The organism is Streptomyces fradiae ATCC 10745 = DSM 40063 (assembly GCF_008704425.1).
In the GTDB taxonomy this organism is placed as follows: Bacteria; Actinomycetota; Actinomycetes; order Streptomycetales; family Streptomycetaceae; genus Streptomyces; species Streptomyces fradiae.
On record NZ_CP023696.1, the window covers coordinates 3,335,364 to 3,360,249 of the forward strand.

At 71.6% G+C, this 24,886-nt stretch carries 22 protein-coding genes and 1 tRNA gene; 10 read left to right on the forward strand and 13 right to left on the reverse strand.

Translation table 11 applies throughout. From position 1 onward, the window contains the following. The first annotated feature begins 4 nt into the window (after nt 1–4). A complete protein-coding gene (locus CP974_RS14770) occupies nt 5–1,336 on the forward strand; it encodes a serine/threonine-protein kinase (protein WP_085921232.1) in 1,332 nt (443 codons plus the stop codon). Nucleotides 1,337–1,541: 205 nt separating this feature from the next. Here CP974_RS14770 and CP974_RS14775 read toward each other — a convergent pair whose 3' ends face one another. The 12 genes from CP974_RS14775 to dnaA all read right to left on the reverse strand — a co-directional run bounded on the left by CP974_RS14775 (nt 1,542) and on the right by dnaA (nt 17,477). Next, the gene (locus CP974_RS14775; RefSeq protein WP_037938858.1) at nt 1,542–2,954 is read right to left on the reverse strand and encodes a hypothetical protein; all 1,413 of its coding nucleotides are present in this window, start codon (nt 2,952–2,954) and stop codon (nt 1,542–1,544) included. A 405-nt stretch (nt 2,955–3,359) separates the two neighbouring features. After that, the gene (locus tag CP974_RS30265; RefSeq protein ID WP_010467770.1) at nt 3,360–3,488 is read right to left on the reverse strand and encodes a DLW-39 family protein; all 129 of its coding nucleotides are present in this window, start codon (nt 3,486–3,488) and stop codon (nt 3,360–3,362) included. 376 nt (nt 3,489–3,864) lie between these two features. Continuing rightward, on the reverse strand, nt 3,865–4,056 hold the full coding sequence (locus CP974_RS14785; protein ID WP_031134796.1) for a hypothetical protein: 192 nt from the start codon (nt 4,054–4,056) through the stop codon (nt 3,865–3,867). A gap of 64 nt (nt 4,057–4,120) precedes the next feature. Next, nucleotides 4,121–4,194: transfer RNA gene (locus CP974_RS14790), tRNA-Ile, on the reverse strand. Nucleotides 4,195–4,252: 58 nt separating this feature from the next. Then, on the reverse strand, nt 4,253–4,819 hold the full coding sequence (locus CP974_RS14795) for a DUF3566 domain-containing protein (protein WP_031134794.1): 567 nt from the start codon (nt 4,817–4,819) through the stop codon (nt 4,253–4,255). A gap of 96 nt (nt 4,820–4,915) precedes the next feature. Further along, nucleotides 4,916–7,576 carry a DNA gyrase subunit A gene (gene gyrA / locus CP974_RS14800; RefSeq protein ID WP_031134792.1) on the reverse strand — a complete coding sequence of 887 codons (2,661 nt, stop codon included), beginning with the start codon at nt 7,574–7,576 and terminating at the stop codon, nt 4,916–4,918. Nucleotides 7,577–7,617: 41 nt separating this feature from the next. After that, entirely contained in the window at nt 7,618–9,750 is a 2,133-nt protein-coding gene (gene gyrB, locus CP974_RS14805; RefSeq protein WP_078915795.1) for a DNA topoisomerase (ATP-hydrolyzing) subunit B, read from the reverse strand. Nucleotides 9,751–10,534: 784 nt separating this feature from the next. Continuing rightward, nucleotides 10,535–11,164: a DciA family protein gene (locus tag CP974_RS14810; RefSeq protein ID WP_031128058.1), complete on the reverse strand. Its 630-nt coding sequence runs from the start codon at nt 11,162–11,164 to the stop codon at nt 10,535–10,537. Further along, nucleotides 11,161–12,291, reverse strand: coding sequence for a DNA replication/repair protein RecF (gene recF, locus CP974_RS14815; RefSeq protein ID WP_031128057.1), 1,131 nt, complete (start codon nt 12,289–12,291; stop codon nt 11,161–11,163). Before recF ends, CP974_RS14810 begins: the two co-directional genes overlap by 4 nt. A 32-nt stretch (nt 12,292–12,323) precedes the next feature. After that, nucleotides 12,324–13,199 carry a phosphogluconate dehydrogenase (NAD(+)-dependent, decarboxylating) gene (gene gnd, locus CP974_RS14820; protein ID WP_031128056.1) on the reverse strand — a complete coding sequence of 292 codons (876 nt, stop codon included), beginning with the start codon at nt 13,197–13,199 and terminating at the stop codon, nt 12,324–12,326. 102 nt (nt 13,200–13,301) lie between these two features. Then, nucleotides 13,302–14,432, reverse strand: coding sequence for a DNA polymerase III subunit beta (gene dnaN / locus CP974_RS14825; protein WP_031128055.1), 1,131 nt, complete (start codon nt 14,430–14,432; stop codon nt 13,302–13,304). A 1,200-nt stretch (nt 14,433–15,632) separates the two neighbouring features. Then, a complete protein-coding gene (gene dnaA / locus CP974_RS14835; protein ID WP_078915269.1) occupies nt 15,633–17,477 on the reverse strand; it encodes a chromosomal replication initiator protein DnaA in 1,845 nt (614 codons plus the stop codon). Nucleotides 17,478–17,839: 362 nt separating this feature from the next. Between dnaA and rpmH the strand changes: the two genes are divergently transcribed. From rpmH to CP974_RS14880, 9 genes are all read left to right on the forward strand, one after another. Continuing rightward, a complete protein-coding gene (gene rpmH, locus CP974_RS14840; RefSeq protein WP_003975051.1) occupies nt 17,840–17,977 on the forward strand; it encodes a 50S ribosomal protein L34 in 138 nt (45 codons plus the stop codon). Between the two features lie 18 nt (nt 17,978–17,995). After that, nucleotides 17,996–18,367 carry a ribonuclease P protein component gene (gene rnpA, locus CP974_RS14845; protein ID WP_078915268.1) on the forward strand — a complete coding sequence of 124 codons (372 nt, stop codon included), beginning with the start codon at nt 17,996–17,998 and terminating at the stop codon, nt 18,365–18,367. Further along, nucleotides 18,364–18,690, forward strand: a complete 327-nt coding sequence (gene yidD / locus CP974_RS14850; protein WP_031128053.1) for a membrane protein insertion efficiency factor YidD — start codon at nt 18,364–18,366, stop codon at nt 18,688–18,690. Before rnpA ends, yidD begins: the two co-directional genes overlap by 4 nt. A 3-nt stretch (nt 18,691–18,693) precedes the next feature. Beyond that, nucleotides 18,694–19,917 carry a membrane protein insertase YidC gene (gene yidC, locus CP974_RS14855; protein ID WP_031128052.1) on the forward strand — a complete coding sequence of 408 codons (1,224 nt, stop codon included), beginning with the start codon at nt 18,694–18,696 and terminating at the stop codon, nt 19,915–19,917. Nucleotides 19,918–19,931: 14 nt separating this feature from the next. Beyond that, on the forward strand, nt 19,932–20,441 hold the full coding sequence (locus CP974_RS14860) for a Jag family protein (RefSeq protein ID WP_031128051.1): 510 nt from the start codon (nt 19,932–19,934) through the stop codon (nt 20,439–20,441). A gap of 80 nt (nt 20,442–20,521) precedes the next feature. After that, nucleotides 20,522–21,256, forward strand: a complete 735-nt coding sequence (gene rsmG / locus CP974_RS14865; protein ID WP_373276699.1) for a 16S rRNA (guanine(527)-N(7))-methyltransferase RsmG — start codon at nt 20,522–20,524, stop codon at nt 21,254–21,256. A gap of 232 nt (nt 21,257–21,488) precedes the next feature. Then, complete coding sequence (locus CP974_RS14870; protein WP_078915271.1) at nt 21,489–22,574, forward strand: ParA family protein; 1,086 nt, start codon at nt 21,489–21,491, stop codon at nt 22,572–22,574. Further along, nucleotides 22,571–23,665: a ParB/RepB/Spo0J family partition protein gene (locus CP974_RS14875; protein ID WP_031128048.1), complete on the forward strand. Its 1,095-nt coding sequence runs from the start codon at nt 22,571–22,573 to the stop codon at nt 23,663–23,665. Before CP974_RS14870 ends, CP974_RS14875 begins: the two co-directional genes overlap by 4 nt. A 171-nt stretch (nt 23,666–23,836) precedes the next feature. Continuing rightward, the gene (locus tag CP974_RS14880) at nt 23,837–24,454 is read left to right on the forward strand and encodes a GNAT family N-acetyltransferase (protein ID WP_031128047.1); all 618 of its coding nucleotides are present in this window, start codon (nt 23,837–23,839) and stop codon (nt 24,452–24,454) included. Nucleotides 24,455–24,535: 81 nt separating this feature from the next. Here the strand turns inward: CP974_RS14880 and trxA are convergent, their stop codons facing one another. Next, nucleotides 24,536–24,883: a thioredoxin gene (trxA, locus tag CP974_RS14885; protein WP_174887726.1), complete on the reverse strand. Its 348-nt coding sequence runs from the start codon at nt 24,881–24,883 to the stop codon at nt 24,536–24,538. Nucleotides 24,884–24,886: the final 3 nt, after the last annotated feature.

Below are 24,886 nucleotides of genomic sequence, written 5' to 3' on the forward strand. Positions count from 1 at the left end.
CGCGATGGGCGAGGTCTTCGCGGGACGGTACGAGCTGATCGACCCGATCGGGCGGGGCGGCGTGGGCGCCGTCTGGCGCGCCTGGGATCAGCGCCGCCGCCGGTACGTGGCGGCGAAGGTGCTCCAGCAGAGCGACGCGCACGCGCTGCTGCGCTTCGTACGCGAGCAGGCGCTGCGCATCGACCACCCGCACGTCCTCGCCCCCGCCAGCTGGGCCGCCGACGACGACAAGGTCCTGTTCACCATGGACCTGGTCCGCGGCGGCTCCCTGGCGCACCTGATCGGCGACTACGGGCCGCTGCCGCCCCGCTTCGTGTGCACCCTGCTCGACCAGCTGCTGTCCGGGCTGGCCGCGGTGCACGCGGAGGGCGTCGTCCACCGCGACATCAAGCCGGCCAACATCCTGCTGGAGGCGACCGGTACGGGACGGCCGCACCTGAGGCTGTCCGACTTCGGCATCTCCATGCGCAAGGGCGAACCCCGCCTGACCGGGACCGACTACGTGGTCGGCACCCCCGGGTACTTCGCGCCCGAGCAGCTGATGGGCGAGGAGCCGGACTTCCCCGCCGACCTGTTCGCGGTGGGCCTGGTCGCCCTGTACCTCCTCCAGGGCCGCAGGCCCGACTCGCAGGCCCTGGTCGCGCACTTCCTGGCGCACGGCACCCCGGGCGCCCCCGCGGGCATCCCCGAGTCGCTGTGGCAGGTCGTCGCCGGGCTCCTCCAGCCGGACCCGCAGGCCCGGTTCCGCACCGCGAACGGCGCCCGCAAGGCGCTGGCGTCGGCGGTGGAGCTGCTGCCGGAGCCGGGCGGCGAGGGCGACGAGGTCGAGGTGTTCGACCAGCTCGGCCCGCTGCCGGCCGGGTACGGACCGGAGGGCCCCGTGCCGGTGACGGCACCGGCGCCCGTGCCTTCCCGGACACCGGCGCCCCACGCCGTACCGCCCCAGGCCCCGGCGCCCTCCACGCCACCGCCCCCGGCGTCCGCGTCGGAGACGGGCAGCTTCCACCTGGCCCCGCCGCCCCGGCCCCACCCGGCACAAGCGCCGGCCCCGGCGTCGGCACAGCCCCCGGCGGCCCAGCCGTACAGTCCGTACCCGGCGGCCCCGTATCCGGTCGCCGTCACCCCGCAGTACCAGGCCGCGGCGCCGCCCCAGGCCACCGCCCCGGCCCCGGGGGCCGCCCCCACCGCGCCGTCGGCCCCGGCGGGCGGCGGCGCCGCGCTCCCCACCCCGGCGCCCCGCCGCCGCCCCGGCCCACCGCCGGCGGTGGCCGTACCGGTCGTGCTGCTGGCCCTCGCCTGCTACGCCGTGGCCATCTGGGCACTCGTCAGCGCCTGACGGCACCGACGGCCCCCGGGCACCCGTCAGCCCTGACAGCCCCGGCACCCGTCAGCCCTGACGGCCCCGGCAGCCGAGGCACCCGCTCTACCGCCCCACGCCAGCGGCCCAAGGCACCGCCCTACGCCGCGGCCCCACGCCGCAGCCCCACGCCACCGCTCGGAGCGCAGGGCCCCGGCCCCCGGCGCGAGCGACCGGCTGCGAGCTACCAGCCCCGCCCCCGCGGCGGCCCGGAGCCCGCGGGCGCGTCCGCCGACGGCGGCACGGGCCCACCGGCCGCACCCACCGCACCCACCGCACCGGCCGCACTGGCCGCACCGGCAACCGAACCGGGAGCCGTCCCGCCCGTCGGCGGCCCGCCGGCCGCGCCCGCGCGCCGCCGCGCCAGCACCGTCCACAGCCCGAGCCCGGCGAGCAGCACCGTCCCCGCCCCGAACCCGCCGGCCGCGACGAGCCGCATCGTCCCGGCGTCCGGCGCGGCCTCCGCGCCGGTGCCGCCGTCGGCCGCCGCCCGCCGGTCGTCCTCGGTCACCGCGAAGATCCCGGCCGGCCCCGCGTACGGAGGCGCCGCCTGCGGCTCGCCCTCCACGTTGACGCGCAGCGTCAGCCCGTATCGCCGGTCACCGAACGTCTCCCCGACCTTCGGATGGAGGCTGACGCTCAGGTAGTACCAGCCCGCGAAGCGGACGTTGGAGGTCGCGGAATCCGAGGCGAAGCGGTTCTCGTACGCGACCGGCGGCAGCGGGTCGAAGGCCGCCGACTTCTGCCTGCCGTCGTACGAGAGCGAGTCCGCGCTGTCGACGAGGCCGAGCGCCGGGTTGTACAGCGACACGGGCAGCGCGCTGCCGACGAAGCCGGTCCCCGCGGAGCTGCCCAGGTCGGCGCTGACGAACAGCTGCTGGCCCCAGTCGACGGGGACCCGGTAGAAGCGGCTCTCGCCGGGCCTGATCCGGTCGGTCCACTCGCCCTCGGTGAGGCCGGGGGCGTCGGCGAAGCCGGTGCCGCCCGCCCGTTCGCGCGGTCCCCCCGCGGGCGGCGCGGGGGAGGCGCTGGGCCAGCCGCCGGGCGCCTCGGTCGGCCCGGCCGCCTTGGGCTTCGGCTCCAGCACATGCCGCAGCTCCAGCCCCCAGGGGGCCCCGGACGACGACTCCTTGCCGTCGCGCTCGACGACGACGTAGTACGAGCCCGCCTCCTGGCACAGCGTCCGGTCGGGGTCCAGGGCGCGCTCGGCGTGCGCGGCGACGGGCCGGGCGAACCCGGCGGAACCGAACCGCGCCGAGCCGCTCCCGCAGTCGAACCCGTCCCGGTCCTGCAAGGAGACCTTCACGCCGTCCTGGAAGGACAGCGCGGCGCCCTGCGGCGGTACGGCCACGGCGGAGACGTACGCGTGGCCGGCGTCGTCCAGGTCGACGCGGTAGACCAGCTTGCCGCCCTTCGGCAGGGTGTCCCGGTAGACGGCGCCGGCCTCCAGCCGCGGGGCGTCGCTCGTGGTCGAGGCGCCGCGGACCGGCCGGGCGTCCGGCGCGTAGGCGTACGGACCGGCCTCACCGGCCGCCAGGGCCTGCGGCGCGCCCGCACCGGACGCGAGGAGGAGCGCCCCGGCGGCCAGCGCCGCCACACCGCCCCGCACCGCACGCGGCCCCCGCGCCCCGCGCGAGCCCCGCACCGCGCGCCGGACGCGCGCACCCGCCGCGTCTCCGGCCCCCGCAGCACGCCCTGTGCGCCCCCTGAGCCCCGCGCGCGGCGCAGGCGATCCGTCGCCCCCGGCCACGCCCCGGCTCCAGCTCCGCCCATCCACGCGCTTCTCCTCGTCGTCTCACCGGCTCTCCTCGTCTCACCGGCCGCACCATCCTGCCCCGAGGCGCCCGGCCGTGTCTGCGACGGGGCCCGACCAGCCCGCTTCGCCCGCCCCCGCGACCACCGCCACCCCCGAGCACCCCCGGGAAAGCAGCCCGGGCGCCCCCGGGAAAGCAGAAGGCCCCGGCCGCTTCGGCGGCCAGGGCCCTTCACGCGTGGGGCGCGCTCACGAACCTGCGGGCACGGAGTCGGTCGCCTCCGTCCACAGATCCTGCTCGGCGCGATCCGCCTGGATCTGGCGGTACACGAGGAGCCCGCCGATGGCGGCCAGTGCGACCAGGAGAAGCTTCTTCACCGCGCGACCTCGTCTTTCGTTGACGTAGGGGACCTTATGGCGCCCGACTATACACACCAACCGATATCAATCGGTGACCTAGCCAGGGACGACAGTACGCCACCGTCCCGACGCCCCGTCGGGCACCCCCGTCGAGCACTCCGGACACCCCCGGCACCCCGAGCACCCGCGTACCCCCCGCCGCTGTGGGACCGACCGGCGTGCGAGCCCGTGACCTCGTCCTTGTCGCGTCGATCACGGGAAGCCGGGGCTCGCGGCAGCTCTGCCCCGCGTCCGGCTCCGCGTGCACCGGGCTCGGGCGCCGACCGCTTCGCGTGCGTAGCCGCCGGTGCCGGACGTCGATGCCGGAGCACCGGGAAGCCCTCGACCCGTCGTGCTACTGGCTGGCGGCCACGGCGTGGACGAGGATGACGGCGCCCGCCAGGAAGACGACGACAGCGGCGATCACGGTGATGCCCAGCAGGCCCGTAAGACCCGCGATGGCCCTCCATCCGATCCGGGTCATCCGCTCGGCCCGCTCGACCGCGTCCTCGTAGTCGCTGTCGTCGTACCAGTCCCGCTCGGTCATGGCCCCCCCGGCTCATCAACGGTGAAGACCCCCGACCGGAACCGGTCGGGGGTCTTCACCACTGTGGGGCTAACAGGATTTGAACCTGTGGCCTCATCCTTATCAGGGATGCGCTCTAACCAACTGAGCTATAGCCCCTCCGCGCTGCGCGCTGACCTCTGAAGATTAGCGCACAGGACGGCTCCCGCCAAAATCGCTACTCGTCCTCGGCGAGGGTGAGCTCCACACCGCCCACGAACCCGGCCGCCAGGTTGTAGATGAAGGCGCCCAGCGTGGCCAGCGCGGTGGCCAGCACGACGTCGATCACGGCGATGACCGCCGTGAACGTGAGGACGCGCGGCAGCGACAGGAAGGCCTGGAGGTCGAATCCGTTGCTCTCGGTCGAGCCCGTCGCGTCGCTGATCGTCGCGCCGACCGTCGAGAAGACGCCCATCGCGTCCATGACCATCCACAGGACGGCCGCCGCGACGACCGTGCAGATGCCCAGTGCGATGGAGAGCAGGAAGCTGACCTTCATCACCGACCACGGGTCGGCCTTGGCGACCCGCAGCCGCGCCTTGCGCGTCCGCGGGGTCGTCTTGGCGCCCGTACGGGGCCGGCGCACCGCCGCGCCGCCCTGGACGCCGCCTCGGGCGCCCTGGGCCGCGTATGCCTGCGGCGGGTGGTACGGCTGGGACGCCTGCTGGGTGGACGACCGCTCACCGGGGAGCGGGCCGTCGTCGTACGTCTCGTACGGGGGCTTCGGCCCCCGGGTGTCGGTCACCGCAACCCCCTGGGAGTCCGTGGCAGGGCCACGGGCACCGTTCTTTCCCGAAGCGGCCGAGCCGGCCGTACCGGCGCCCGTGGCTCCGCTCACGCTTTACTCCTCGTGCTCCCCGGCCGGGGACGGCGTGTCCCCGGCTGCCTCGACCGCGGCGCCGGTACCGGCGGCGGCCTCGGTCCCTTCCGCGTCCGCGACCTCGCCGTCCGCTCCGGCGGTCTGCTCGACCTCCTCGGCTTCGGCACCGGCCTCGGCGTTCCGCGCGATGCCCACGACGGCATCCCGCTTCCCCAGATTGATCAGCTGGACGCCCATGGTGTCACGGCCGGTCTCCCTGACTTCGCTGACGCGCGTGCGAATCACACCGCCGGACAGCGTGATGGCGAGGATCTCGTCACCCTCCTCGACCACCAGCGCGCCGACGAGCGAACCGCGGTCCTCCACGATCTTCGCAGCCTTGATGCCGAGACCGCCACGACCCTGCACGCGGTACTCGTCGACAGCCGTCCGCTTGGCGTAGCCGCCGTCCGTCGCCGTGAAGACGAACGTACCGGGACGGACGACGTTCATCGAGAGCAGCTCGTCGCCCTCGCGGAAGCTCATGCCCTTCACACCGGACGTGGCCCGGCCCATCGGGCGCAGCGCCTCGTCCGTCGCGGTGAAGCGGATCGACTGCGCCTTCTTGCTGATGAGCAGCAGGTCGTCCTCGGCGGAGGCCAGCTCGGCGCCGATCAGCTCGTCGGCGAGGCCCTCGTCGCCGTTGTCCCGCTCGCGCAGGTTGATGGCGATGACGCCGCCCGAGCGGGGCGAGTCGTAGTCCTTGAGCGGGGTCTTCTTCACCAGGCCCGCCTTGGTGGCCAGGATCAGGTAGGGCGCGGCCTCGTAGTCGCGGATCGCGAGGATCTCGGCGATCTGCTCGTCCGGCTGGAAGGCCAGCAGGTTGGCGACGTGCTGGCCGCGCGCGTCCCGCCCGGCGTCGGGCAGCTCGTACGCCTTGGCTCGGTAGACGCGGCCCTTGTTGGTGAAGAACAGCAGCCAGTGGTGCGTGGTGGAGACGAAGAAGTGGTCGACGATGTCGTCTTCCTTCAGCTTCGTGCCGCGCACGCCCTTGCCGCCGCGCTTCTGCGAGCGGTAGTCGTCGGTCTTCGTCCGCTTCACGTAGCCGCCGCGCGTGATGGTGACGACGATGTCCTCCTCGGCGATCAGGTCCTCCATGGACATGTCGCCGTCGAAGGGCACGAGCTGGGTGCGCCGGTCGTCGCCGAACTTCTCCACGAGCAGCGCCAGCTCCTCGCTGACGATCTGCCGCTGGCGCGACGGGGACGCGAGGATCGCGTTGTAGTCGTTGATCTTCGCCTGGAGCTCGTCGTGCTCCGCGACGATCTTCTGGCGCTCCAGGGCGGCCAGCCGGCGCAGCTGCATCTCGAGGATGGCGTTGGCCTGGATCTCGTCGATCTCCAGCAGGCCCATCAGGCCCTCGCGGGCGACCTCGACCGTGTCGCTGCGCCGGATGAGGGCGATGACCTCGTCGATCGCGTCGAGCGCCTTGAGCAGGCCGCGCAGGATGTGCGCCCGCTCCTCGGCCTTGCGCAGGCGGAAGCGCGTACGGCGGACGATGACCTCGATCTGGTGGGTCACCCAGTGGCGGATGAACGCGTCCAGCGAGAGGGTGCGCGGCACGCCGTCGACCAGCGCGAGCATGTTCGCGCCGAAGTTGGTCTGGAGGTCGGTGTGCTTGTACAGGTTGTTGAGGACGACCTTGGCGACCGCGTCCCGCTTGAGGACGATGACGAGGCGCTGTCCCGTGCGGGAGCTGGTCTCGTCGCGGACGTCCGCGATGCCGCCGATCTTGCCGTCCTTCACCAGGTCGGCGATCTTCTGCGCGAGGTTGTCCGGGTTGACCTGGTAGGGCAGCTCCGTGACGACCAGGCACTGCCGGTTCTGGATCTCCTCGACCTCGACGACCGCGCGCATCGTGATGGAGCCGCGGCCCGTGCGGTACGCCTCCTCGATGCCCTTGCGGCCCACGACGAGGGCGCCGGTCGGGAAGTCGGGGCCCTTGATGCGCTCGATCAGCGCGTCCAGCAGCTCCTCGTGGGTGGCCTCGGGGTGCTCCAGCGCCCACTGGGCGCCGGACGCGACCTCGCGCAGGTTGTGCGGCGGGATGTTGGTCGCCATGCCGACCGCGATGCCGGCGGAGCCGTTGACCAGGAGGTTCGGGAAGCGCGACGGGAGGACCGTCGGCTCCTGGTTGCGGCCGTCGTAGTTGTCCTGGAAGTCGACGGTCTCCTCGTCGATGTCCCGGAGCATCTCCATCGACAGCGGCGCCATCTTGCACTCGGTGTACCGCATGGCGGCGGCCGGGTCGTTGCCCGGGGAGCCGAAGTTGCCGTTGGAGTCCACCAGCGGCATGCGCATCGACCAGGGCTGGGCCAGGCGGACCAGGGCGTCGTAGATGGAGGTGTCGCCGTGCGGGTGGTACGTGCCCATGACGTCGCCGACGACGCGGGCGCACTTGTAGAAGCCCTTCTCGGGCCGGTACCCGCCGTCGTACATGGCGTACAGGACGCGGCGGTGGACGGGCTTGAGGCCGTCCCGCACGTCGGGCAGCGCGCGCGACACGATGACGGACATCGCGTAGTCCAGGTACGAGCGCTGCATCTCGGTCTCGAGCCCGACGGGCTCGACGCGCAGGCCCACACCGGGGGCGGCGGGCTCCTCTTCGGGCGTCACGGCGGCGGGGGTGTTCTCGTCGGCCATTGCTGTTCTTCGGTCCTTTCGTGCGGTCAGCTGAGACCGACTCAGATGTCGAGGAAGCGGACGTCCTTGGCGTTGCGCTGGATGAACGAGCGCCGCGCCTCCACGTCCTCACCCATCAGCACGGAGAACAGGTCGTCGGCCTGGGCGGCGTCGTCCAGCGTGACCTGGCCGAGCACCCGGTGGTCCTGGTCCATGGTGGTGATGCGCAGCTCCTCGGCGTTCATCTCGCCGAGGCCCTTGAAGCGCTGGATGGAGTCCTCGCGGATGCGCTTACCGTTCTGCTTGCCGAGCTCGACGAGCGCGTCGCGCTCGCGGTCCGAGTAGGCGTACTCGAAGTCGTCCCGGCCCCACTTGATCTTGTACAGCGGGGGGCGGGAGAGGTAGACGTGGCCGGCCTCGACGAGCGGGCGCATGAAGCGGAAGAGGAAGGTCAGCAGCAGGGTGTTGATGTGCTGGCCGTCGACGTCGGCGTCCGCCATCAGAATGATCTTGTGGTAGCGGAGCTTCTCGATGTCGAAGTCCTCGTGGACCCCGGTGCCGAAGGCCGAGATCAGCGCCTGCACCTCGGTGTTCTGCAGGATCTTGTCGATCCGCGCCTTCTCGACGTTCAGGATCTTGCCGCGGATCGGCAGGATGGCCTGGTACATCGGGTTCCGGCCGGACTTGGCGGAGCCGCCGGCGGAGTCGCCCTCGACGATGAAGATCTCGCACTTCGTCGGGTCGTTCGACTGGCAGTCGGAGAGCTTGCCCGGCAGGGAGGCCGACTCCAGCAGGCCCTTGCGGCGCGTCAGGTCGCGCGCCTTGCGGGCGGCGACGCGCGCGGTGGCGGCCTGGATGGCCTTGCGGACGATGTCCGCCGCCTCGTTCGGATTGCGGTCGAACCAGTCCGTCAGGTGCTCGTGGACGACCTTCTGCACGAAGGTCTTCGCCTCCGTGTTGCCCAGCTTGGTCTTGGTCTGGCCCTCGAACTGGGGCTCGCCGAGCTTCACGGAGATGATCGCGGTCAGACCCTCGCGGATGTCCTCGCCCGTGAGGTTGTCGTCCTTCTCGCGCAGCAGCTTCTTGTCGCGCGCGTAGCGGTTGACCAGGCCGGTCAGCGCCGCGCGGAAGCCCTCCTCGTGCGTACCGCCCTCGTGGGTGTGGATGGTGTTCGCGAAGGAGTACACGCCCTCCGTGTACTGCGAGTTCCACTGCATGGCGATCTCGACCGAGAGCATCCGCTCCCTGTCCTCGGCCTCGACGTCGATGACCGTGGGGTGGATCAGCTCGCCCTTGCGGGAGTTGAGGTACGTGACGAAGTCGACGATGCCGCCCTCGTAGTAGTACGTCACCGTCCGGGCCGGCTGCTCCTCGACCGCCTCGGCGGAGGCGTCCGCGTCGTCGGCGTTCATCGTCGCCTTGGCCGACCGGCGCTCGTCGGTGAGCGTGATGGTCAGGCCCTTGTTGAGGAACGCCATCTCCTGGAAGCGCCGCGACAGCGTCTCGAAGGAGTAGTCGGTGGTCTCGAAGATGTCCGGGTCGGCCCAGAAGGTGACCGACGTCCCGGTCTCCTCGGTGGCCTCGTGCCGGGCGAGGGGGGCGGTGGGGACGCCCAGCTTGTAGTCCTGCGTCCAGCGGTAGCCGTCGGTCCTGACCTCGACGGCCACCCGCGTCGACAGCGCGTTGACCACGGAGACGCCCACGCCGTGCAGGCCGCCGGACACCGCGTACCCGCCGCCGCCGAACTTGCCGCCCGCGTGCAGGACGGTGAGGACGACCTCGACGGCGGGCTTGCCCTCGGAGGGGACGATGCCCACCGGGATGCCGCGGCCGTTGTCGATGACGCGGACGCCGCCGTCCTCCAGGATCGTGACGTCGATGGTGTCCGCGTGGCCGGCCAGGGCCTCGTCGACGGAGTTGTCGACGACCTCCTGGACCATGTGGTGAAGTCCACGCTCACCGGTCGAGCCGATGTACATGCCAGGCCGCTTGCGGACCGCGTCCAGACCCTCGAGGACGGTGATCGCGCTGGCGTCGTACGCCGAGGAGCCCGGCGCCGGGCCCTCGCCGCTCTCGCCGGCAGGAGTGGACGGAATGTTCTCGTTGGGGTTGCCGGAATCGGCCACGAAGCGCCCTTTCTGGCACAGCGCGAGCCACCTCTCGGGGTGCCCCGGAGTGGCTGCGTCGTTCGACATGTTCCGCAGTGGGCGGGATTACCCACCAGTCTACCGGTAGCGCTGACACTCATGGGGGTTTGCCGGTACCTGGGCACGCATGTGCCGACCTGAACCGGCGCCCGCCGACTCCCCATATTCGGGACGGGGTGCCAAGAGGCTCACGCGGGCACTCAGCGCTTCGGCATGTCAACCACCCGCTACCGGCCCGGCCGCCCGCTGCCGCGGCCGCCGGGGCTCACCCGGAAGGGTGCCCCGTGACCTCGGAAACCGCAGGTCAGCGCGCTTGCTCCAGGCTCGGCGGCGCTTGGGGAAGCGGGTCCGCCGGCCCCCGGCGCCCCGGCCCGGGCCCGCGCGGCCCCGGCAGCGGTGGGCCCGGGCCGCGCGATGGCCGGGTTCCGCCCCCTGGCGGAGCCCCGCGCGGATGCCCGCGGAGAGGGCCGGGGGAGGCCGGGGGACGGGGTGGGCGGGGTGGCGTGGGGGGCGGGGCGAGGCGGTCGTCCCGGACCGTCGGTTCCGGGTCGCCGGCCTCCCGGTCAGGCGAGGCCGGCTCTGTGGGTGACGGGGGCTGAGGGAGCTGGGACCTGTGGGTGTCGGGCCCGTAGATGAGGGGGCCGCGTGCCGGCGCCGGTCCCGCCGAAGTGCCGGTGAGCCCCGTCGGGCGTGACTTCCCGGTCACCCCCGTCCCTGCCGCCGCGGGGCACGGACCTGCCGCCGCGCCCGCGGCCACCGCGCCCCGCGCATCCGCCCAGCCGCGGCTACGGAGCCCCGCCCATCCCCCGGCACGGCTCCCTCCCCGGAACCGTCACCCGTACGTGTCCCCCGCACCCGTACTGCCGGGCGCCCGCAGCGGCCCGTACCCCCGGCGCGGACCGCCCGGCCCGAGCACGCGGATCTGCCGTACGGTCCCGTGCCCCAGGTCCTCGTTGAGCCGGGCCACCAGCCGGGGCGCGAGCAGCCGCAGCTGGGTCGCCCACGCCGTGGAGTCGCACTGCACGGTGAGCACCCGCTCGCCGGGGTCCTCGTCGTACCGCAGCGGCACGCAGTGCTTCGCCAGGTCCTCGCCGACGATCTGCGGCCAGCGGCCCATGACACCGCCGACCGCCGCCGGGGTCTCCCAGCCGCGCTCGGTGATCAGCCGGTTGATCGCCGCGCCCAGCGGCAGCGGGTCCCGCCCGTCCGCGCGGGCGCCGGAACGCAGCCCTCCGCCGCGCCGTGCCTGCTTCTTCTGCTGCGCGGCGGCGCCCCGCGCCTTCGCCTGCTCCTTGGCCGCGCGCAGCGCCACGCGCGCGAGGTCGACGCCCGAGGGCTCCGGCACCGGAGCGGCCTGCGGGCCCGCCGCCCACGGCTGCTCCGCCGCGGACGGGGCCGGTGCGGGGCCCGGCGCCTGGGGCAGCGGCGCGGACCGCGGCTGCCAGTGCGGCTGGGTACTCATACGCGCTCCACCTCCCCTTCCGACACCGCGTACCGCGCACCCGCCAGCACGCCCGGCACGTCGTCGTCGACCGCGGCCGTCACCAGCACCTGCTCGCCGGGAGCGACCAGTTCCGCCAGCCGCTCCCGCCGCCGCGCGTCCAGCTCCGCGAAGACGTCGTCCAGCACGAGCACCGGTTCGTTGCCCTCCGCGCGCAGCAGGTCGTAGGAGGCCAGCCGGAGCGCCAGCGCGTACGACCAGGACTCGCCGTGGCTCGCGTACCCCTTCGCCGGCATCTGCCCCAGCATCAGCGCGAGGTCGTCCCGGTGCGGCCCGACGAGGGTGACGCCCCGCTCGATCTCCTGCTTGCGCGCGTCCGCGAGCGCGGCGAGCAGCCGCTCGTACAGCGCCTCCCGGTCGGCCGGGGCGTGCCCCTCGCCGCCCGCGGAGCCGCGGTACTCCAGGGTGACGGGGCCACCGCCGGGGGCGAGCTGCTCGTACGCCTTGTCGGCGAGGGGCTGGAGGGTGGCGACCAGGTCGAGGCGGTGCGCCAGCAGTTCGGCGCCCACGCGGGCCAGGTGCTGGTCCCACACGTCGAGCGTGGACAGGTCCAGGGAGCGGCCGCCGTGGCGGCGGGCCATGGCGGCGCTCTTCAGCAGGGTGTTGCGCTGTCTGAGGACCCGGTCGTAGTCGGACCGCACCCCCGCCATCCGCGGCGAGCGGGCGGTGACCAGCTCGTCGAGGAACCGGCGCCGCTCGCCGGGGTCGCCCTTCACCAGGGCGAGGTCCTCGGGCGCGAACAGCACCGTCCGTATGATCCCCAGCACGTCACGCGGTCTGACCTGCGAGGACCTGTTGATTCTCGCGCGGTTGGCCTTGCCGGGGTTGAGCTCCAGCTCCACCAGCTGCTGCCGCTCGCCCTGGCGCACGGCAGCCCGGATCACGGCCCGCGGGGCGCCCATCCGCACGAGGGGCGCGTCGGAGGACACCCGGTGGCTGCCGAGCGTCGCCAGGTAGCCGACGGCCTCCACCAGGTTGGTCTTGCCCTGCCCGTTGGCGCCGACGAAGACGCTGACGCCCGGGTCGAGAGGGACCTCGACCCGGGCGTACGAGCGGAAGTCGGCCAGCGACAGATGCGTGACGTGCATGGATGTGCGCCGACCTCTCCCGGCTGAGCGTGTTACTTGTTCTCCACCGCGTGGCCGCCGAACTGGTTGCGCAGCGCGGCGATCATCTTCATCTGCGGCGAGTCGTCCTGGCGGGACGCGAACCGCGCGAACAGCGACGCGGTGATCGCGGGCAGCGGCACGGCGTTGTCGATGGCGGCCTCGACCGTCCAGCGGCCCTCGCCGGAGTCCGCGGCGTAGCCGCGCAGCTTCTCCAGGTGCTCGTCGTCGTCGAGCGCCCGGACCGCCAGGTCGAGCAGCCAGGAGCGGATGACCGTCCCCTCCTGCCAGGAGCGGAAGACCTCGCGGACGTCCGTGACGGAGTCCACGGCCTCCAGCAGCTCCCAGCCCTCGGCGAAGGCCTGCATCATCGCGTACTCGATGCCGTTGTGCACCATCTTCGCGAAGTGGCCGGCGCCGACCTTGCCCGCGTGGACGGCTCCGAACTCACCCTCCGGCTTCAGCGCGTCGAAGACCGGCTGCACCTTGGCGACGTCCTCGGCGTCGCCGCCGTACATGAGGGCGTAGCCGTTCTCCAGGCCCCAGACGCCGCCGGAGACGCCGCAGTCGACGAAGCCGATGCCCTTGGCGGCCAGCTCCTCGGCGTGCTTCTCGTCGTCCGTCCAGCGGGAGTTGCCGCCGTCCACGACGACGTCGCCGGGGGAGAGCAGCTCCGCGAGCTGGTCGATGGTGGTCTGGGTGGCCTCGCCGGCCGGGACCATCACCCACACGACGCGCGGGCCCTTCAGCGCGCCCACCAGCTCCTCGAGGCTGTGGACATCGGCGAGGTCGGGATTGCGGTCGTACCCGACGACGGTGTGGCCCGCGCGGCGGATGCGCTCGCGCATGTTGCCGCCCATCTTGCCGAGGCCGATGAGACCGAGCTCCATCAGATCTTCCTTACGCGTTGTGTGCGGTTCGTACCCGTGTCCGAGACTACGCCCGGACACGGGTGCACACCTGTGGGGTCAGCCGCTCGTTCGGCGCCCGACTCAGCCGCTGAGGCGCACCGGCATGATCAGGTACTTGTACGCCTCGTCCGCCTCCGCGTCGACGGCCGGCTTGCCGTTGAGGAGCGCGGGCTTGGTGGACGTGGTGAAGGAGAGCTGGGCGACCGGGGCGTCGATGGCGCTGAGGCCGTCGAGCAGGAAGGTCGGGTTGAAGGCGATCGAGATGTCGTCGCCCTCCAGCTGCGCGTCGACACGCTCCACAGCCTGTGCGTCGTCGCTGGAACCGGCCTCCAGGATGAGCACGCCCTGCTCGAAGCTGAGCCGCACCGGGGTGTTCCGCTCGGCGACCAGCGCCACGCGCTTCACGGCCTCCACGAACGGCGCCGTCTCGATCGTCGCGACCGAGTTGAACTCCGTCGGGAACAGCGTCCGGTACTTCGGCAGGTCGCCCTCGAGCAGCCGCGTGGTGGTGCGGCGGCCCGCGCCCTCGAAACCGATCAGGCCTTCGCCGGCACCGGAGCCCGCCAGCGCCAGCGTCACCGTGTCACCGCTGGTGAGGGCCTTGGCCGTGTCGAGCAGCGTCTTGGCGGGGACCAGCGCGACGGCGGAGGCGTCCGGGGACTCCGGCTTCCACAGGAACTCGCGGACCGCGAAGCGGTAGCGGTCGGTGGAGGCCAGCGTGACGCGGTCGCCCTCGATCTCGATGCGCACACCGGTCAGGACCGGCAGCGTGTCGTCACGGCCAGCGGCGATCGCCACCTGGGCGGCGGCGGAGGCGAAGACCTCGCCGGGCACCGTGCCGGTGGCGCTCGGCATCTGCGGCAGTGCGGGGTACTCCTCCACAGGCAGTGTGTGGAGGGTGAAGCGCGAGGAGCCGCAGACCACCGTGGCGCGCACCCCGTCCGTGGAGATCTCCACAGGCCTGTTGGGGAGCGCCCGGCAGATGTCGGCGAGCAGCCGCCCGGACACCAGGACCGTGCCGTCCTCCTCGACCTCGGCCTCGACGGAGACCCGCGCGGAGACCTCGTAGTCGAAGCTGGAGAAGCTCAGCGCACCGTCCTCGGCCTTCAGCAGCAGGCCCGCGAGCACGGGCGCGGGCGGCCGGGCCGGGAGGCTGCGGGCCACCCAGGCCACCGCCTCCGCGAGTACATCGCGCTCCACCCGGATCTTCACCGTAAGCCGCCTCCTGCTGTTGCTGGCTCGCCCTGCTGGCCTTCCTCGTCCGGCATCCGGTCGGTCCACCGCCGCAGCGGTCGCATCGGGATGCCGGGGTCCAGTCTGACGTACGCCGCCGACAGTCGGTGCGGCTCGGGGTCAAGTCGGGACGGGGCGCGGCCGGAGCTCCGGCGCCGAGTTGTGCACAGGCCCCGCTTCGAAGCGGAATCCGAGCTAACTCTGAGTGGGGGTAGTAGTAGGGCTTGTGGAAACCGTGGATAACCCTGTCCGCGCAGGTCACAGCCCGAATTTTGTCCACCGGCCCTGTGGGTGGCGACGGTGGACAACCGAGGTCTTCTGTGGACACGGCCGAGTTGTGCACAGTCGATGCACAGGCTGCGCCGACTTCTCCCCAGTGCCGTCCCCAGTTTTACCCCGGTTCCCCACAGCCCAACCGCGCCCCTTGGTGTGACGGCTTTCACTCCTCTCGGTGACCGGCGGTGTCAGGTTGCCGAACAGTGGACGGCGGTGTGGAGAAGCTGTGGATCAAGCGCCCCAGCCTGTGGGTCGCCGGTGGACAACGGTGATCACAGCCTGTGGACGACGAGACTGTCCACAGGGTGTGGAGATCGTCCGGCCACAATTCCACAAGTGGCTGACCTCGGCTGATCGTCTCGCATCGGGCCCGCCTGTGGACGGGGTTCGGATAACTTCCCGGTCCCCAGCCTGTGGACGGCAGATCGGCGGCGGTCCTGTGGAGAACGACGTGACCGGCGCAGCTATTCGAACGTTCCATGCGCGCCGGCTCGCCCCACTCCCGTTTCACCGCGGGCCCTTCGAGACGTCCCGCACGGCGACGCACCGGCTCGTACGACGCCGGAGCCGGCGCGAGGGGCACCCGCGGAGCGTTCGGGCCGCAGCGGAGACGGGCGGCCCCGAGCGACTGCGGAAGGCGGAGGAGGGGCCCGAGGGAGACGGACGAGACAGCGCGGGAGACGGCTCGGGGCGCCCCCGGGAGCCGCCCGGAGCGCCCCTCGGCTCCCGGGGCCCTTTGAGCCCGTCGAAGCCCCTCCATCGAAGCCCACCGGAGCCCATCGGAGCTCTCCGTGCCCTGGCCCCGACGCGTACGGCAGACCCACGGCCGGCCTTCGACGGGCCGGCCCTCGCACCCTCGCGCCCGCGCCGTCCGGCAGGGGCGTCCGGACGCTCCGCGCCCGGTCAGCCGTTCTTGATGCGGTTCGTCAGCTCCGTCACCTGGTTGTAGATGGAGCGTCGCTCCGCCATCAGCGCGCGGATCTTGCGGTCGGCATGCATGACCGTCGTGTGGTCCCGGCCGCCGAACTGCGCGCCGATCTTCGGCAGGGACAGGTCGGTCAGCTCCCGGCACAGGTACATGGCGATCTGCCGGGCCGTCACCAGCACCCTGCTGCGGGACGATCCGCACAGGTCCTCGACGGTCAGCCCGAAGTAGTCCGCCGTCGCCGCCATGATGGCGCCCGCGGTGATCTCCGGCGCCGTGTCCTCACCGCCCGGGATCAGGTCCTTCAGCACGCTCTCGGTGAGCACCAGGTCCACGGGCTGGCGGTTGAGGCTCGCGAAGGCCGTGACCCGGATCAGCGCGCCCTCCAGCTCGCGGATGTTCCGCGAGATCCGCGAGGCGATGAACTCCAGCACCTCCGGCGGGGCGTTGAGCTGCTCCTGCACCGCCTTCTTGCGGAGGATCGCGATACGCGTCTCCAGCTCCGGCGGCTGCACGTCCGTGGTCAGGCCCCACTCGAAGCGGTTGCGCAGCCGGTCCTCCAGCGTCATCAACTGCTTCGGCGGCCGGTCGGAGGAGAGCACGATCTGCTTGTTGGCGTTGTGCAGGGTGTTGAAGGTGTGGAAGAACTCCTCCTGCGTCGACTCCTTGCTCGCCAGGAACTGGATGTCGTCCACGAGCAGGATGTCCACGTCGCGGTAGCGCTTGCGGAAGGTGTCGCCCTTGCCGTCGCGGATGGAGTTGATGAACTCGTTGGTGAACTCCTCGGAGCTCACGTACCGCACCCGCGTCCCCGGGTAGAGGCTGCGCGCGTAGTGCCCGATGGCGTGCAGCAGGTGGGTCTTGCCGAGCCCCGACTCCCCGTAGATGAAGAGGGGGTTGTAGGCCTTCGCCGGCGCCTCGGCCACCGCGACCGCCGCCGCGTGGGCGAAGCGGTTGGACGAGCCGATGACGAACGTGTCGAAGAGGTACTTCGGGTTCAGCCGCGCGTGCTGCTCACCCGGCGCCCCCGTACCGCCGGAGCCGCCCCGGCCCGGTCCGCCCGCGCCGCCCATGGAGCCGGGACCGGGCATCGGGCCCGCGCCGCCCATGGAGCCGGGCGACGGCATGCCGGCCCCGCCGCGCGGCCCCGGGCCGCCCGGCCGGTGCCGCGCGCGCTCGTCGTCGAGCTCCCGCCGCTCGGCGCGCGGGGAGTCGTACCCGCCGTGGTCGCCGCCCTGCGGCGCGCCGTAGTCGTGGCGCGGCTGCGGCCTGGCCGTGGCGTACGGGTCGCGCTCCTGGAAGCCCAGGCGCGGCTGCTGCCAGGAGAGGTCCTCCTGGGACCGCGGCCAGGAGCCGGGCTCCGGGCGCTGCGGGTAGTCGGGGTAGGCGGGCCGCACGGACGGCAGGCCGTCGTCCGGCACCGGCCGCCCGTAGGAGTCGTACGCGTCGCCGTGGCCACGGTCGTCGTAACCCTGGCCGCCGCGCTCGTCGTAGCGGGGGCGGTCCTGCTGGTGCCGGTCGGGTGCCGAGGGCGGCGGCGCCTGGTCGCCCGCCGAGTCGTCGACGGTGATGGCGATCCGGATGGGCCGACCGCACTCGCGGCTGAGCGTGTCGCTGATCAGGGGGGCCAGGCGGCCCTCGAGGACCCGCTTGCCCCATTCGTTCGGGACGGCGAGGAGGGCGGTGTCGGCCACCAGCGCGAGCGGCTGGCACCGCTCGATCCACTGCTTGTCCTTGGGCTCGATGCCCTGCTGCCCCTCGCCGAGGAGCTGCTCCAGCACTCGCGGCCACACTGCGGCAAGATCAGCAGGTACGTCAGCCACGGGGCACGCTCTCTCACGGGTCCCACGAATGTGTGCTTCTTGGGACGGGATGGGAAGGACAGGCAGGAAAGGAGTCCGAGTCCAGTCACGGTAGTCGTGGCGGCTCGCGCGGTTCAAGTTGTTGTCCACAGCCTGTGTACAGCGATGGACCGCTGTCCTGCCGGTTTGACCGGATGGCTCAGCCCCACGTACCGTAACCAGGTCGAGTTGTCGATGGCTGCTGCCGCCTGCCTCCGATGGGCAAGATCGCTTCATTGTGATCGTTTAGCGGTGCACTCGGGCGTATTGCGAGCTACTCGTGGGCGCACGGTGACAGCCAAGCGATGCCCCGCCACCCCACGAGTCATTTCTGGAGCCCCCGAGTGAGCAAGCGCACCTTCCAGCCGAACAACCGTCGTCGCGCCAAGACCCACGGCTTCCGCCTGCGGATGCGTACGCGTGCCGGCCGCGCGATCCTCGCGACCCGCCGCAGCAAGGGTCGCGCCCGCCTGTCCGCCTGATCGCGGCCAGGTCATGACGTGCTGCCTACCGAGAATCGGCTGAGGCGGCGCGAGGACTTCGCGACCGCGGTACGCCGAGGCCGCCGGGCAGGCCGCCCGAGCCTCGTCGTCCACCTGAGCAGCGGTGCAACGGACCCGCACGCGCCTGGGGAGAGCGCTCCCCCGACGCGTGCGGGTTTCGTCGTCAGCAAGGCCGTCGGCGGCGCCGTCGTCCGCAACAAGGTGAAGCGCAGACTGCGGCACCTGATGCGGGACCGGCTCGCCGCACTGCCCCCCGGTAGCCTGGTGGTAGTACGAGCGCTGCCCGGCGCGGGCGACGCCGACCAAGCACAGCTGGCCCGAGACCTGGACGCCGCCCTGCGACGGCTCCTGGGAGGGGGCGCGCGATGAAGTACCCGCTGCTGGCCCTGATCAAGCTCTACCAGTGGACGATCAGCCCACTGCTGGGGCCCGTCTGCAGGTACTACCCGTCGTGCTCCCACTACGGGTACACCGCGATCGACCGGCACGGTGCCGTCAAGGGCACGGCCCTCACCGCCTGGCGCATCCTGCGCTGCAACCCCTGGTCTCCCGGCGGGGTGGACCACGTGCCGCCGCGCAAGCGCCCCCGCTGGCACGAACTGCTGCGCGCCCGGCTGCGCGGAGACGAGGGCGGGCGCTCCGACGGGGCGAGCCCGGCCGCGGAGACCTCGCCCAATGCTCAAGGAGCCTGATTAGTGGACACGATTGGAAATCTGTTCAGCTTCATCACCGGACCTGTCTCGTGGATCATCGTCCAGTTCCACAAGCTGTACGGTGCGATCTTCGGGCCCGACACGGGGTGGGCCTGGGGTCTGTCCATCGTGTCCCTGGTGATCGTCATCCGCATCGCCCTGATCCCGCTCTTCGTGAAGCAGATCAAGTCGATGCGGAACATGCAGGCGCTCCAGCCGAAGATGAAGGCGATCCAGGAGCGCTACAAGAACGACCGGCAGCGCCAGTCCGAAGAGATGATGAAGCTGTACAAGGAGACGGGCACCAACCCGCTCTCCTCGTGCCTTCCCATCCTGCTGCAGTCGCCGTTCTTCTTCGCGCTCTACCACGTGCTCAGCAAGATCGCGTCCGGCGACACGATCGGCAGTCTCAACCAGCAGCTGGTGGACAGCGCCCGTGAGGCGCACATCTTCGGTGCTCCGATCGCCGCGAAGTTCATGGACGACCCCGGCACGGTGGAGGCGCTCAACGCCTCGCTGCTCGACGTCCGGATCGTGACCGCGATCATGATCGTGATGATGTCGGCGTCCCAGTTCTTCACCCAGCGCCAGCTGATGCAGAAGAACGTGGACCTGACGGTGAAGACCCCGTACATGCAGCAGCAGAAGATGCTGATGTACATCTTCCCGATCATCTTCGCCGTGATGGGCATCAACTTCCCCGTCGGCGTCCTCGTCTACTGGCTCACCACCAACGTGTGGACCATGGGCCAGCAGATGTACGTGATCAACCAGAACCCGACGCCGGGCAGCAAGGCGCAGGACCAGTACCTGCAGCGGCTCCTCAAGAGCGTCACCCAGCACGGCGAGGTGCGCGGGCGCCGCAAGCGCACCGTCGTCCAGGCCATCGTCGCCAAGGGCCCGGACCGCAACGACAACGAGCGCCGCTTCGTCGGCAGCCTCGCCAAGGCCGGCTTCACCCCGCAGGCCGACGGCACCGTGCGGAAGGTCGACCCGGCCGAGGCCGAGGCCGAGGCCGCCGCGGCCCGCCGCCAGCAGCCCAAGCGCCAGACGAAGGCGAAGCGCCAGGCCGCCACCGCGCAGCCCGGTGCCAAGACCTCGCTGGAGAAGACGGACCAGGCGAAGGCCGAGCAGCCCGAGCCGGGCAAGAGCGGCTCCACCCGCCAGGCCAAGTCCGGACAGCGCAAGGGCCAGCAGCGGCCCAAGCACCCGTCGTCCAAGAAGTAAGAAGGAGTCCATCCGTGACGGAAGGCACCACGTCCGCCGCCCAGGGTGGGGACACCCTGACCCGCCTGGAGCAGGAGGGTGAGATCGCGGCCGACTACCTCGAGGGCCTGCTCGACATCGCCGACCTCGACGGCGACATCGACATGGACGTCGAGGGAGACCGCGCAGCGGTCTCGATCATCAGCGACGCGAGCAGCCGCGACCTGCAGAAGCTCGTGGGTCGTGACGGTGAGGTGCTGGAGGCGCTGCAGGAGCTCACGCGTCTCGCGGTGCACCGCGAGACCGGGGACCGCAGTCGGCTCATGCTGGACATCGGCGGGTTCCGTGCCAAGCGGCGCGCGGAGCTGTCGGAGCTGGGAGCGAAGGCCGCGACCGAGGCCAAGAGCACCGGCGAGCCCGTGAAGATGCAGCCGATGACGCCGTTCGAGCGCAAGGTCGTCCACGACGCGGTGGCCGCCGCCGGTCTGCGCAGCGAGTCCGAGGGCGAGGAGCCGCAGCGCTTCGTCGTCGTGCTCCCCGCCTGACCCCCTCGTAGTGTCGGCCCCGTCTGTTCGCAGGCGGGGCCGATCCTTGTCAGCCTGATAGTCAGCCATCCAGCGCGGTAGTGCGGTACGGAAGGACGGTTCCCGTGTCCGAGGCAGAAGAACTTCCCCCTGCGCCCCAGGAGGCGCACACGGTCTTCGGTGAGTTCTTCCCGGAAGCGGTCCGGTACGCGGAGTTGCTCGCGGACGCGGGTGTGAAGCGCGGCCTGATCGGGCCCCGAGAGGTGCCGCGCCTGTGGGAGAGGCACCTGCTGAACTGCGCGGTCCTCTCCGAGGTCGTGCCGGAGGGCGTCACCGTGTGCGACGTGGGTTCCGGCGCCGGGCTGCCCGGCATCCCCCTCGCCCTGGTACGCCCCGACCTGAAGATCACCCTTCTGGAACCGCTGCTCCGCCGGACGAACTTCCTCCAGGAGGTCGTCGAGCTGCTCGGGCTGGACCATGTGACGGTCGTCCGCGGGCGGGCCGAGGAGATGCTCGGCAAGCTGACGCCGGTGCACGTGGTCACGGCCCGTGCCGTCGCTCCGCTCGACCGGCTCGCCGGCTGGGGCGTTCCGCTGCTCCGCCCGTACGGCGAGATGCTCGCGCTCAAGGGAGACACGGCCGAGGAGGAGATCCAGGGCGCCCGCGCCGCCCTCAGCAAGCTCGGCGTGGTGCGCACCTCGGTGGTGCAGGTCGGGGAGGGCGTCGTCGACCCCCTGTCCACCGTGGTCCGGGTCGAGGTGGGGGAAAGCCCCGGCGGTGTTCGGTTCGCCGCCAAGCGGGCCAAGGCGGCGAGGACGTCTCGACGGCGTCGCTGACGACCCTTTGCTCCCTTGTATCCCGTTTCGGAGTGTCGTGGCGTGGTGACCTCCCTGCGCGTGCATCGTGTTTCACGTGAAACGTCGCTCACTGCTGCAGGGAATCATCAGCCGCGGCCGTGCGGCCGCCACGCCACGACGCCACAGGTCCCCCGAGGGGGCGACGGAGTTGTCCACAGACGTGGATTCGTCCACAGAACGCCGGGCCTCGCTGGTTCACGACCCCGAACCCATGGCAGGCTCTGTTCATCGTGAGCCAGCAGCCGAGGAGAGTGAATCCTTGCGGTCCGACGCCGACATCGCGGGACCGATGACCGACCCGGTCCCCGGTCCCCGTACCGAAGTGCCCGGGGACGATGTTTCACGTGAAACACCGCCCCCGCTGGATGACACCTCCACGGGTCCCGCCGCTCCACTCGCCGCGCAGGCCCTGGGCCGGGCCGGTCAGGGACTCCCGCGGCCGGAGCAGACCCGCATCATGGTCGTCGCCAACCAGAAGGGCGGCGTGGGCAAGACGACCACCACGGTCAACCTCGCCGCTTCCCTGGCCTTGCACGGCGCCCGCGTCCTCGTGATCGACCTCGACCCGCAGGGCAACGCCTCCACGGCGCTCGGGATCGACCACCACGCGGAGGTCCCCTCCATCTACGACGTCCTCGTGGACGGCAAACCGCTCTCCGATGTGGTGCAGCCGGTACAGGACGTCGAAGGCCTCTTCTGCGCCCCGGCCACCATCGATCTCGCCGGTGCGGAGATCGAACTGGTGTCGCTGGTGGCGCGGGAGAGTCGGCTTCAGCGGGCGATCAAGGCGTACGAGCAGCCGCTCGACTACATCCTCATCGACTGCCCGCCGTCGCTCGGCCTGCTCACGGTCAACGCCATGGTGGCCGGCGCGGAAGTGCTCATCCCCATCCAGTGCGAGTACTACGCACTGGAGGGCCTGGGGCAGCTGCTGCGCAACGTCGACCTGGTGCGGGCGCACCTCAACCCGGACCTGCGGGTGTCGACGATCCTGCTCACCATGTACGACGGCCGGACGAGACTCGCCTCGCAGGTCGCCGAGGAGGTGCGCAGCCACTTCGGGGACGAGGTGCTGCGCACCAGCATCCCGCGTTCCGTCCGCATCTCCGAGGCTCCGAGCTACGGCCAGACGGTCCTCACGTACGATCCGGGGTCCAGTGGCGCGCTCTCCTACCTGGAAGCCGCCCGCGAGATCGCCTTCCGGGGGGTGGGCATGTACTACGACGCCCAGCAGGCCCACACGGGCAGGCACTATCAGCACAGTCAGCAGCAGAACATGTCGGAGGGGATCCAGTGAGTGAGCGACGTAGGGGGCTGGGACGCGGGCTCGGCGCACTGATCCCCGCCGCTCCGCAGGAGAGGCAGACCACGTCCATCGGTACGGCCTCCACCTCGCCCACCGCCATTCCGGCCCTCGGCGACCGGGGGATCGCCGCCGCCAAGGTGGCGACGCTCGCCGGCCCGGCGGCCGACGACAGTGCGGTGGCCGTCCCGGAGCAGCCCGCCGGTGAGGCCGGGGAAGTCGCGGGGGCCCACTTCGCCGAGCTGCCGCTGGACGCCATCACGCCCAACCCGCGCCAGCCGCGGCAGGTCTTCGACGAGGACGCCCTCGCCGAGCTCGTCGCCTCCATCAAGGAGGTGGGCCTGCTCCAGCCCATCGTCGTCCGCCGTACGCCGGGCACGGAGCGGTATGAGCTGATCATGGGCGAGCGCCGCCTGCGGGCGTGCCGCGAAGCGGGCCTGGAGCGTGTCCCGTCGATCATCCGCGAGACCGAGGACGAGAAGCTCCTGCTGGACGCCCTGCTGGAGAATCTGCACCGGGCGCAGCTCAACCCGCTGGAGGAGGCCGCCGCCTACGACCAGCTGCTGAAGGACTTCGACTGCACCCACGACCAGCTCGCCGACAGGATCGGACGGTCGCGCTCCCAGGTGTCCAACACGCTGCGGCTGCTCCGCCTCTCCCTCCCGGTCCGGGCACGGGTCGCGTCAGGAGTGCTGACGGCAGGGCATGCGCGGGCGCTGCTGCCCGTCGAGGACGCGGAGGCGCAGGACGAACTGGCGGCCCGCATCGTCCGGGAAGGGCTCTCCGTCCGCACGGTGGAGGAGATCGTGCAGCTCATGGCCTCCGAGCCGCGCAAGGCGGCCAAGGCGAAGGGACCGCGTGCCGGTACCCGCGTCTCCCCGGCGCTGAGCGAACTCGCCACGCGGCTCTCGGACCGCTTCGAGACGCGGGTGAAGGTCGACCTCGGTCAGAAGAAGGGGAAGATCGTCGTCGAGTTCGCCTCGATGGAGGATCTGAACCGCATCCTCGGCACTCTCGCCCCCGACGAGGGCCGAGTGTTCGACCAGGGGCTCTCCGAGGGGCCGGACCCGGACAAGGCAGGCTGACCCGACGCGGGACCACCGCCCGAGGGCGGACCTCTCTCCACGTTCACCGGAGTGAGGTCCGCCCTTCGGCCTTTCCCCGTATGCGTGCCATCACCCGATCGATACGATGCGTTCGGGTATGCGCATCCGCCGCCTCCTGTGCGGCAGGCGAAGGAAGTGAGGGACACCTTCATGGGGCGTCGGCTCGTACCGCTCACACTGGACAACCTTCCGGACCTCCCCAAGCGCTGCCGCACCTGCGTCTTCTGGGAGCTCGACCCGGTCAGTGGCGAGGCCGCCGCCAAGGCGGGAACGCCCGAGCTGGAGAAGGAGGCGTGGATCTCCGCCGTCCTTCTCGACTGGGGCTCCTGCGGGCGGGTCGTCTATGTGGACGAGGTTCCGGTGGGGTACGTCATGTACGCGCCGCCCGCCTACGTGCCGCGCTCCCTGGCCTTTCCCACCAGCCCCGTCTCCTCGGACGCCGTGCAGTTGATGACGGCGTGGATCACACCGGGCTACCAGGGCCAGGGACTCGGCCGGGTGATGGTGCAGACGGTGGCGAAGGACCTGCTGCGTCGTGGCTTCAAGGCCGTCGAGGCGTTCGGTGACGCCCGATGGAAGGAGCCGGCCTGCGTCCTGCCCGTCGACCACCTCCTGTCGGTGGGGTTCAAGACCGTCCGTCCGCACCCGGTGCACCCCCGGCTGCGGCTGGAACTGCGGAGCAGCTTGTCGTGGAAGGAAGACGTGGAGATGGCTCTGGACCGCCTGCTCGGCGCCGTCCAGAAGGAGCCGGTTCTGCGTCCGCTCTGACCGTGAGCACACGAACGGCCCACCCCTGGAGGGGTGGGCCGTTCGTGTTTCACGTGAAACGGCGTTCCGGGTGGAACGGTGTCAGGCCTTCGTGGCCTCGTCGCTGATGAAGTCCGACAGCTCGCGCACGAGGGCGGCCTTCGGCTTGGCACCGACGATCGTCTTGGCGACCTCGCCCTGCTGGTAGACGTTGAGGGTCGGGATCGACATGACGCCGTACTTGGCGGCCGTGGCCGGGTTCTCGTCGATGTTGAGCTTGACGATCTCGATCTGGTCGCCGTACTCGTCGGCGATGGCCTGCAGGGACGGCGCGATCTGGCGGCACGGACCGCACCACTCGGCCCAGAAGTCCACCAGTACGGGCTTCTCGCTCTTGAGGACGGCCTCCTCGAACGAGGCGTCGGTCACTGCCTTGAGGTCGGCCACGATGGC

What these genes read in the sequence shown, in the direction of transcription:
- gyrA (WP_031134792.1), bottom strand. Translation starts at nt 7,576, where the DNA reads ATGGCCGACGAGAACACCCCCGCCGCCGTGACGCCCGAAGAGGAGCCC.
- gnd (WP_031128056.1), bottom strand. Translation starts at nt 13,199, where the DNA reads ATGGAGCTCGGTCTCATCGGCCTCGGCAAGATGGGCGGCAACATGCGC.
- yidD (WP_031128053.1), top strand. Translation starts at nt 18,364, where the DNA reads ATGAAGTACCCGCTGCTGGCCCTGATCAAGCTCTACCAGTGGACGATC.
- CP974_RS14770 (WP_085921232.1), top strand. Translation starts at nt 5, where the DNA reads ATGGGCGAGGTCTTCGCGGGACGGTACGAGCTGATCGACCCGATCGGG.
- CP974_RS14785 (WP_031134796.1), bottom strand. Translation starts at nt 4,056, where the DNA reads ATGACCGAGCGGGACTGGTACGACGACAGCGACTACGAGGACGCGGTC.
- gyrB (WP_078915795.1), bottom strand. Translation starts at nt 9,750, where the DNA reads ATGTCGAACGACGCAGCCACTCCGGGGCACCCCGAGAGGTGGCTCGCG.
- recF (WP_031128057.1), bottom strand. Translation starts at nt 12,291, where the DNA reads ATGCACGTCACGCATCTGTCGCTGGCCGACTTCCGCTCGTACGCCCGG.
- CP974_RS14880 (WP_031128047.1), top strand. Translation starts at nt 23,837, where the DNA reads ATGGGGCGTCGGCTCGTACCGCTCACACTGGACAACCTTCCGGACCTC.
- CP974_RS14810 (WP_031128058.1), bottom strand. Translation starts at nt 11,164, where the DNA reads ATGAGTACCCAGCCGCACTGGCAGCCGCGGTCCGCGCCGCTGCCCCAG.
- CP974_RS14870 (WP_078915271.1), top strand. Translation starts at nt 21,489, where the DNA reads ATGGCAGGCTCTGTTCATCGTGAGCCAGCAGCCGAGGAGAGTGAATCC.